7 protein-coding genes and 1 pseudogene are annotated in these 9,456 nt (G+C 41.6%); 2 read left to right on the forward strand and 6 right to left on the reverse strand.

Going from position 1 to position 9,456, the window contains the following annotated elements; translation table 11 throughout:
• Positions 1-73: 73 nt before the first annotated feature.
• Both RMZ41_RS22895 and RMZ41_RS22900 read right to left on the reverse strand, forming a co-directional pair.
• A pseudogene (locus RMZ41_RS22895) lies at positions 74-2,611 on the reverse strand (GAF domain-containing protein); the annotation flags it as partial.
• A gap of 151 nt (positions 2,612-2,762) precedes the next feature.
• Complete coding sequence (locus tag RMZ41_RS22900) at positions 2,763-3,002, reverse strand: hypothetical protein (protein ID WP_322641579.1); 240 nt, start codon at positions 3,000-3,002, stop codon at positions 2,763-2,765.
• Positions 3,003-3,634: 632 nt separating this feature from the next.
• On the opposite strand from RMZ41_RS22900, the gene RMZ41_RS22905 reads away from it, so the two are divergent.
• Positions 3,635-4,270: a GNAT family N-acetyltransferase gene (locus RMZ41_RS22905; RefSeq protein WP_322641578.1), complete on the forward strand. Its 636-nt coding sequence runs from the start codon at positions 3,635-3,637 to the stop codon at positions 4,268-4,270.
• A gap of 605 nt (positions 4,271-4,875) precedes the next feature.
• Entirely contained in the window at positions 4,876-5,430 is a 555-nt protein-coding gene (locus RMZ41_RS22910) for a hypothetical protein (protein ID WP_322641577.1), read from the forward strand.
• A gap of 8 nt (positions 5,431-5,438) precedes the next feature.
• On the opposite strand, the gene RMZ41_RS22915 is transcribed toward RMZ41_RS22910, so the two are convergent.
• From RMZ41_RS22915 to RMZ41_RS22930, 4 genes are all read right to left on the reverse strand, one after another.
• Positions 5,439-6,584 (reverse strand): histidinol-phosphate transaminase, encoded by a 1,146-nt coding sequence (locus RMZ41_RS22915; protein WP_322641583.1) that lies wholly within the window; start codon positions 6,582-6,584, stop codon positions 5,439-5,441.
• 108 nt (positions 6,585-6,692) lie between these two features.
• Positions 6,693-7,328 (reverse strand): YqiA/YcfP family alpha/beta fold hydrolase, encoded by a 636-nt coding sequence (locus RMZ41_RS22920; RefSeq protein ID WP_322641576.1) that lies wholly within the window; start codon positions 7,326-7,328, stop codon positions 6,693-6,695.
• 239 nt (positions 7,329-7,567) lie between these two features.
• Entirely contained in the window at positions 7,568-8,944 is a 1,377-nt protein-coding gene (gor, locus tag RMZ41_RS22925; RefSeq protein ID WP_322641575.1) for a glutathione-disulfide reductase, read from the reverse strand.
• Between the two features lie 305 nt (positions 8,945-9,249).
• Positions 9,250-9,456: hypothetical protein (locus RMZ41_RS22930; RefSeq protein ID WP_409875808.1), on the reverse strand; the 207-nt coding region annotated here is incomplete at its 5' end.

Consider the following 9,456-nt stretch of genomic DNA (forward strand, 5'->3'; position numbering starts at 1 on the left):
ACGGGCGGCTCATGGCTATTTAAACTTAGGAGTTGGCTTCTCCCTATTATATGCAGCTTCATATTAAATTGGTATTACGGCGGAAAATCTCAGATACATAGGTTCGCAAATCCGGGTTGTCATCTACAACTAAAATTAAGTGCTGAGTCTTAAGTGCCGAGTCTTGAGTATCAATATTAGGGGAGGAATTTATTGTAATATCTTCAATATTGTTTGTTGTTGACTCTACGAGTTCTAAATCAGCCAATTCTACACTAGCGCGGCTCGTATTGACTTCCGCAGGCGTTTCTAGTATTTGCTGTGCGGGTAAATGAGCATTTCCAGTCACAAGCCATAAACTAAAGGTAGTGCCTTGGCCATAAACTGATTCCACAGTGACTTGACCACCATGTAATTCTACCAATTGTTTAACTAAGGCTAAACCCAAACCACTGCCTTCATAGGAACGGTTTGCTGAACCTTCAGCTTGGCGAAAGCGCTCAAATAAGAAAGGAATTTGTTCTTGAACAATGCCAATTCCCGTATCTTGTACTTGCAATATGCAACGATCGTCCTCAGATTTTAGTCTGACACTGATTGTCCCGCCTTCGGGGGTAAACTTCATGGCATTTGACAGAAGGTTGTAAACCACCTTGTCAAATTTTTCCATGTCCAAGTATATGGGTGAACATTCATCTAACTGAGTGACGAGATGTAGTTTCTTTTTCTCACAGTACGGACGAAAAGATTCCACAATTTGGCTGACAAATTCTGTTAAATCGCAAGGATGGAAGCTAGGCTGCATTCTCCCTGCATTCAGGCGTTGTAAATCCAGGAGTTGATTTACCAGTCGCAGCAAGCGGCGGGAGTTACGCAGGGCGATCGCACTTTGGGAGTAAGATAATCCTTCGCCAGCTGCCACCGCCGACTCTAAAGGCCCTTGAATCAAGGTGATAGGTGTGCGAAACTCATGGGAAATATTTTGGAAAAATTCGGTTTTTTGTTTGTCTAATTCTAGTAAGCGTTCAGCTTGTTGCCGAGTTTTTTCATACAAGTGTGACTGCTGCACAGCGATCGCGGCTTGAGCCGCTACTGCTTTCGCCAAATCAATATCAGATTGCAGCCATTGGCGTACTTTTTTACCTTCATGTAGAGTAATACTACCGATACATTTACCATCTGCCAATAATGGCACAAACATTAGCGATCGCGCTGGCATTTTTAACGGCAAATTAAAACCCTGCACATCTGAGGGAGAATGGCTTACATTCCCAATTACCACAGGTTCATGTGTCTGTAGCATTTGTTGGAGGATAGGATTCTCCTGTATAGATGCTTGAGAATAGGGTAATCTTGGTGTGCTAAGCTGATGATTGCTACTTGAGTTATTGTCTAGGGCTAGCGATGCCTGTGGTGGGCTGTGCCTACGTAAATTTTCCAAATGTTGAAAACTGTCATACAGAGCCACACACTCGACAAACTCATCTTCTTCTGTCCACAAAGACAGGACACAGCCATCAACCTGTAAGGCTTGTCCCAGTTGTTGAGTAATCGCCGCAAAGATATCTTGGGGATCTAGACTAGAGCGAATTGCGCTAGTAATCGTATTAATTAAACTCTCTCGCTTGGCAAGGGCACGTACTTGTTCGTAAGCATAAGCTTGAGACAAAGCTAAGGCTGCCTGATCCGCTACCATCAACACTAGCTGCACTTCATCCTCTCCCCAGAAGCGGGGTACAGAACACTGATGCAATGCCAGCACTGCCATCAGTTCTTGCTGGCAGATCAATGGCACAACTAAACTAGAACAAATATTAGCAGCGACAAAAGCTTCCCCACGTTGGCGCAATTCGGGAGTATTACCGTGAATGCGTTCATCATCGTTTACATCGTGAATCACCTGAACTTCGCGGGTTTCCCACACCGTCTGAGCCAAAACAGTTAGAGGGCTTGAGGGGGAGAGGGAAACAGCAGAAGAATTATTTGCCTGCATCTCTGCTGGTGTGTGTTCCCCTGCTTCTTCAGAAAAAGACTTCTGATAAATGAATCCTTTATCCGTCAACTGCTCATCTTGGAAGGGGCGCAACAGACAAACATCCACCTCCAACATGTGACCCACTGTATCAACAATTGCCTGCAAAATTTGTCTATAGTCTAAAGCACTGCGAATCGTATTGGTGACAGTATTCAGCAGTGACTCTTGGCGGAGTGTGCGGGTAAGTTCGCGGGTGCGGGCTTTGAGGACATTGTGAGTATCCAAAGCTTGGCGCACTACTGCTTTAAGTTCCTCAGCTTCCCACGGTTTAGTAACGTATTTAAAAACCTTACCAGCGTTGATTGCTTCCACCAAATCTTCGACATCAGTGTAGCCAGTTAAAATAATCCGAATAATATCTGGATATTGAGTTGCTGTCAGGCTCAAAAATTCTGTACCGCTCATCATCGGCATTCGCTGATCGGAGATGATCACCGCGACCTCTCCCTCTTCAGCTAGGAGTTCGAGGGCAGCAGGGCCAGAGGTTGCCCTTAGCACTTTATAGTCACGATAGAAAGTGCGGTAAAGCAAGTCAAGGTTGTCTGGCTCATCATCAACAACCAAAATTTTAGGCTTACTGTTTGCTTGGGATTTCATGCACCGCTTTCCTGCTGCAACGGCAGTCGGATAAAGAATAATCTGATCGGGTAAGGATTTTTCTGAGTCAGGTAAGAGTAGAGCATTTCGACCAATATGGTTTGGCTACATGACTGCTGAGTGTAGGAGCGCTTATTCACAGTAATTCGTCTCAATGGCTTATGCCGATTACTGTTTGCTTTGGTGCAGTGTAATTGCTTTCATAATCAGTTTTAGGGTTATAGAGTCGATACTTACTAGCCAAATCTTCTTTAACCTCCTGTGAGCAACATCTAATACTACGTACAGCACTCATAGCTAGCTGAAAAATCCAGATAAAGCTGCATATTAAGTTTTCCCTTTGCAGCAGTTGTACTAACACTTGCAGGTAAATTTTATTTATGGTAGTCATGTATAGTCAGCAAAATTAAAAATAAGATTTAAAGTCAAAGTATACTATTAGACAAATACCTCTTTCTAATTTAGCAATCATAACTATCATTAAAACAAGTAGTATTGATTAAGAAGTTAGAGAGAGGAATCTGCAAGATTCTTGGCTAGTACCTGTACAACCTGTTTCTATGACCTAGCAGCAAAGTCTTGTTAGTGTAACGGCGATTGCATAAACAAGTTTAGTACTATAACCAAAAGTGGTTTGCAACTAGAGTTTGTCGGTAGTCTACTTACTTAACAATTTTGTAAGTAATGCTTACACCAGGTTATGCCATCTACCCATTCACCTAAACCTGTACAACTTTACAGATGTTTTTGTGGTAAACAGACTGATATCCTGCCTATATGAAGCAAGTGAAGCAAGGGATGCATCTGAACCTACTGAACTTAAGATTTTAGCTTTATGAAGCTGTAACTTCTAAGACTCTTTCAAAAAGACAGGCTATAAAGCCCCAAACTAAAGTGTAAAACTTTGTATGCGGCATTAAGCAAAAGCTAATTAGCAATCTTAGTCCAGTTATAATCTCCTGGGCAGATATAAAGTTTTTATTCAGTTTAAATGGTGTTTGAGGATATTTGAGAAAATTTTCGTTGAATAAAATCAATACTAAACTAGCCTTGAAATATCGGTTTTTTCATTCATACCAGCAACAACCAACCGATCCAGCTTGCTGCGAATTTCAAATTCGTACAGCTACACCTGCTGATTTGATTGGCGTTTCCCAAATTATTGCTGAAAGCTTTCACTCCCAAAAAGGTATGTGGGGATGGGCTTTTCCATTGCTACGTCTAGGGATTTACGAAGACTTAAGGCATCGGATGGCATCACCCCCACCCCGTCATGTTTGTTTAGTCGCTTTTGAAACTACTAGTGGTGTGGCTAATAACTTAGTAGGGAGTGTGGAAATGGGTGTACGTTACAGTGATTCGTGGAGTCAAGGTAATGTAGGTTTTCCTTACCTATCTAATTTAGCGGTTCACCCAAAATACCGTAGACATGGCGTAGCTTCAGGGTTACTGACTAGCTGTGAAAAAATTTCTCGAGAGTGGGGATTTCAAGACTTATATCTTCACGTTTTGGAAAATAACCACCAGGCAAGACAACTTTATTTCAAGGTAGGATATCGGGTGCATAAAGTTGAATCGAATTTGAATACATTTTTACTAGGACGCTCAAGCCAGATGTTATTGCACAAGCATTTGAGTGCTAATTCCACTAGCTGCTAGCAGAATGTTTGTAAATTTTTATATTGTATTAGGTTGGAGAAAATCTATCATAAATATCGATAATCAAAGCAGAACCTATACCTAACTAAAAACTCAGCTATTATTGGCTGAATGTCCTGCCATATATGATTTTCGATAAAACTTTAAGTATTTTGTTTAGGTTTTTAATAGATAATTAAAATATTAATTGTAATAAAAAATAACCTTAAAAGACTTTACTAACTTATTAAGTGTTAAGTTTTGTCTTTTTTAGCTTATCATTAAACAACAACGTTTTTATACTATTGATAAATAAAAGAATTACAATAGAATCTAGCTATATAATTTCCTTCTAAAAAAAGAAATACCTCATAACAACTTTGTAATTAAGATATTAATCTTTATAAAAACTTTAAGGAAACACTCTCTCAATTTGGGGACAAAGCTGGTTATATCTCATAAAATATAATCACTCAATTAGTAAACAGTGCGTATTTAATAACTATCTTAGTTGAGTTGACCAAAAAACTCTTGATAATAAAAAATTCAAAGACCTAATTTGACATAAAATTTAATTCCGTTTTGAAGTGCATACTACTACCAAATTCGTTGAAAGTTTAAAAAACATGGATAGCGAACACGATCAACGCTATCAAAACTCTATGGTATCAACTTATTATCCGGAAACTAGTTTCCTTGACTCTGTTGTCATGCCAGATGGAACTGAGCAGTCGCAAGGCTCGGATATCCTCACACGTTTACACAGTGGAGAAGTTTTCATCGTCAATAGTCGTAGACGCAATGGACTAATCCTCTTTAAACGCTACCATGCAGAGTTTGCTGGCCCTGGGGCTGCTGTGGGTGGGGATTACGATTGTGATTGCCAAAGGGCACTGCCCATAGGTAATCTGTCTTTATTAACTCCCGGATCGAATGAAGAACGCCAGAAGGCTTACTTGATTAGGCGGCAGTGGATTCGGTTAATTAAACAAATTACAGAAAACCCAGTCCCTGGGCAGCGAGTTCAGAAAATTCTCGATCAATTTGAACAATACTTTCCACCAGAAATAGTGGCTCTTTTGCCGGATGTTGCTTTTGCTCTTTTGGTAGGTGTACTGCCACAAACAGTAGGAGTAGTAAGGCGTTTGGGCAGTGAGATGGATAGCCGATTTAATTATTGAGTGAATTGCTAAAATTCCAAATCTGCTAAAACCGCTTGGACTCGATTAACCGTGCGGGCGTTTTCCTCTATCGTTCCAACAGTAATTCGTAATCCTCCACTAATGTGTCGTACAAGAGTGCCGAGTTTTCTAAGTTTCTGATGGAAAGTTTTTAGTACTGTATCTTGTGAATTCAAGCTATTTGATTTCAGGCGTAGGTAAATAAAGTTAGCAGCGCTTGCGTTAATTTGTAATTCTGGTTGCTGAGATAAAATTTCGATGAGTTTGGCTCGTTCACTCAAGGTTTGGGGAATTGACTCCAGTAAGAGTGTGCGGTTTTGTAAAGCAACTAATGCTGCTGCTATGGAAAAGCTGGGGAGATTGTAAGGTAGGCGAACTTTTTCTAAAATGGCGATCGCTTCGGGATGAGCAATACAATAACCAACACGGTGAGATGCCAATCGGAAGGCTTTAGAAAAAGTGCGTAATATTAACCAGTTTGGGCGCTGTGATAACTCACCGACTAGGGTTGTTTGGCTGAATTCAAAATAAGCTTCATCAATTACTACCAAAATATGCTCTGGCAAGCTTCTTAACCACGCCAATTCTGCAGCAGTTAAGCTATTAGCAGTCGGCGAATTAGGATGCACTACAAAAACTACGCGAATGGGGGGATTTTGAGTTTGTTCGATCGCAGACTGTGCGCCTTGTAAGTCAATTTCAAAATTTGTTTCATTTCTTCCCACCGCCACTACCGGAATTCTCAAAGTTTGGGCCAAAATTCCGTACATAGAGAAAGTGGGAGTGGCAACTAAAACAGAACCTTCTCCTCCTAAACAGGTGGCGATTAATACAGAGCGAATTATTTCATCTGAACCATTACCCACAGAAATATTGGCAGCAGTATTGGATACCGGCAGGGCAGCTGATTCATTGACGTACTCTGCGATCGCATCTTTAAGCGTTTCATACCCACCATCAGGATAACGATTTGTTTCAATTACTTGCTGATACGTCCACGCTAGCTTCTCTTTTAATTCAGGTGGTAAATCGTAGGGACTTTCATTTGTATCTAGGCGATCGAACTGTGTGGGGACAGAATTGGCTGTATCACTACTGGGGTGAGGTTTATACGCGGTAAATTGGGCTAAATCTGACCGGATGAAGGGGAGCATAATTTTAGTCATTAGTCATTGGTCATTGGTCATTGGTCATTTGTCATTAGTAATTAAATAAAACAAATGACTAAGGACATTCGTTATGTGATTTAATATTTTACAACTTCAAGGTAAATGGCAAAAGAGGCGAATTGCTTGCCAAATTTCTTCCATAACATTGCCCAAGGCGTGATCGCTGTCCAGTTCGATTAACTCTACCCAAGAACGGCAATGTGCAAAATCACGACTAGCTTCGATGGGAATAACTTCATCCTTTTTTCCATGCAAAATTAGGGTGGGGATAGGACGTTGCAAAAGCTTTTCTTGGTATTGTCCAGCATCTGTAACAAAATCGTAACTTAAAGGAATTGATCGCTTTTCCCCATAGTGGTATACCATGATAAATTTTTCTTGCTGCCAGCGTTGTACTTGTTCATCGCCTAGCTTGGGCAACCAATGGGATAAAAACTCAAAAGCTGGTGCTAGCAAAACTAAGCGTTGTACTTGTAAGTATTGCTGTCCCAAGTGAGCGGCGGCCAAACCACCTAAACTTGAACCAATTACGGTTACTGGTGTAAAATCATTACTGAATGATGCGGCAACTTGGGTAATTTGACGAGTGATTGTCAACTGGGAAAAATCGCCAGCATTGAGATCGGGAATTTTTAGCTTCCTTTGAATTTTGGCAAAGCGATCGCCTATATCCCGCGCTTTGGCAGAATTAGGACTAGAAGCAAAACCGTGAAGATATATATATTGCAAAGCTTTATTAGGAGACGCGATGAATCGCGTCTGTACAAAAGGTGGGAGTGAAAAGTTAAGAATTTTAAGTTATGAGTCAATACGGTTCAGTTAAGGACTACTGGTAAAAATTTTGGGTTTTTGAGACGCGATAAATCGCCGTCTCTACAAGTGTTTTGGTCTTATCTGAACTGTATTGAGTTATGAGTTTCTTTCTTCAACTAGATAACTCATAACTCTTAACTCCTAACTCTTTTTTCTTACCGCATTGTGACAAATTCTTCGGCTGCGGAGGGATGGATACCAACGGTGGCATCAAAGTCTTTTTTAGTTGCACCCATCTTCACAGCGATCGCTACGCCTTGGATGATCTCAGCGGCATTTTCACCTACCATGTGAGCGCCTAGTACTTTGTCAGTGTTGCTATCGACTACCAACTTCATCATTGTCTTCTCTTGCTTACCAGTCAAACTATGGTACATGGCACGAAAACGAGTGCGATAAATTGTTACCGCTTCACCGAGTTTTTCCCGTGCTTCGGCTTCTGTCAAGCCTACTGTTGCGGCTTCTGGGGTAGAAAATATGGCTGTGGGAACAGTTTCGTGACTAAATTCGCGGCGATTATTGCCGAATTCACTGTCTGCAAAAGCTCGTCCTTCGCCAATGGCGACGGGAGTTAAATTGATTCGGTCTGTGACATCGCCAACGGCAAAAATATTCGGTTGATTAGTTTGACTATATTCATTGACTGCGATCGCATTTGTAGTGTTGTAGCCTGGCCCTTCAATAGAAGTAGCTACAACCTCAACCCCAGCGTTTTCTAAACCTAGTTCATCTACATTGGGAGTTCGACCAGTCGCCACTAAAAACACGTCGGCGATTACTGGTTCTTGGTCTTCTCCTGATAAAGTCAGTTTAAACCCTTCTGGCACAGCTTCAACTGTTTTTACTACATTATTCTTAATCAGCCGGATTCCGTGGTTCGTCATCCCCTCTTCAATTTCTATGCGGACATCTTCATCAAACCCATTCAGAATTTTGTCGCCTCTGGTAATTTGTGTTACCTCAGAACCTAAACCGCGCATAATACAGGCAAATTCTGTGCCGATATAACCAGCACCAAGAATGACGATGTGTTTTGGTTGTTCTTTTAGATGAAAGATTTCATTGGAGGTAATGCCATGTTCCATCCCTGGTAAATCTGGTTTGATGGGACGACCGCCAACAGCAATTAAAATTTTGTCTGCTGTCACTTTGCGTCCATCAACTTCTACGGTGTGGGGATCTACCAATGTGGCGCGTCCAGAAATCAGTTCGACTCCGGCTTTTTCTAAAAAGCTGATGTGTAGTTGCGACAGTCGTCGAACTTCCTTATCTATAGATGTAATGAAATATTCCCAGTCCAACTCAGCATTACCGACTTTCCAGCCATAGCCTGAAGCTTCACTCAATAGTGCAGGAAAGTGAGAACCATAGACCATGAGTTTTTTGGGAACGCAACCGCGAATCACACAAGTGCCACCAACTAAATCATATTCAGCGATCGCTACTTTTGCCCCATAGCTAGCTGCCCGTTTGGAAGCTGCTAAACCTCCAGAACCCGCACCAATCACAAACAGGTCATAATCAAAAGTCATAAATTTATGTTCTCTCTAGCAAAAAGTTAGTTCTTGAGAACTCACACAACAGAATGTCATTGGACTATATAAGGATATCCGGTGAACCCTATGTAAATCCTATCCTTGATTTAATCTAGCGTTAGCAGATGTTCTCTGGTCGTAGGGAATATCACTTTTTGCTTTGGTTGCTGTAGAGGCGGTAGTTAACAGTTGTTATAATTCTGCTTTTGCTCTTGAGTATAAATTTATGCTTGTATTTCAGTGGAAAAACTAAGTTTACAAACTATTGCTGAAGTCTGGAAGTCTTAGCAAGGAGAACTAGTTTAGTTTGTCCCTGACCCACCGCCTGTTGGTTCTGGAGTAGTTGTCCCTGACCCACCGCCTGTTGGTTCTGGAGTAGTTGTCCCCGACCCACCGCCTGTTGGTTCTGGAGTAGTTGTCCCCGACCCGCCGCCTGTTGGTTCTGGAGTAGTTGTCCCCGACCCGCCGCCTGTTGGTTCTGGAGTAGTTGTCCCCGACCCACCGCCTGT

The sequence above is a fragment of the Nostoc sp. DedVER02 genome, assembly GCF_034530675.2.
In the GTDB taxonomy this organism is placed as follows: Bacteria; Cyanobacteriota; Cyanobacteriia; order Cyanobacteriales; family Nostocaceae; genus Nostoc.

Excerpts from the sequence above, each read along its gene's own strand:
- RMZ41_RS22900 (WP_322641579.1), bottom strand. The coding sequence starts at position 3,002 with ATGACTACCATAAATAAAATTTACCTGCAAGTGTTAGTACAACTGCTG.
- gor (WP_322641575.1), bottom strand. The coding sequence starts at position 8,944 with ATGACTTTTGATTATGACCTGTTTGTGATTGGTGCGGGTTCTGGAGGT.
- RMZ41_RS22910 (WP_322641577.1), top strand. The coding sequence starts at position 4,876 with ATGGATAGCGAACACGATCAACGCTATCAAAACTCTATGGTATCAACT.
- RMZ41_RS22915 (WP_322641583.1), bottom strand. The coding sequence starts at position 6,584 with ATGCTCCCCTTCATCCGGTCAGATTTAGCCCAATTTACCGCGTATAAA.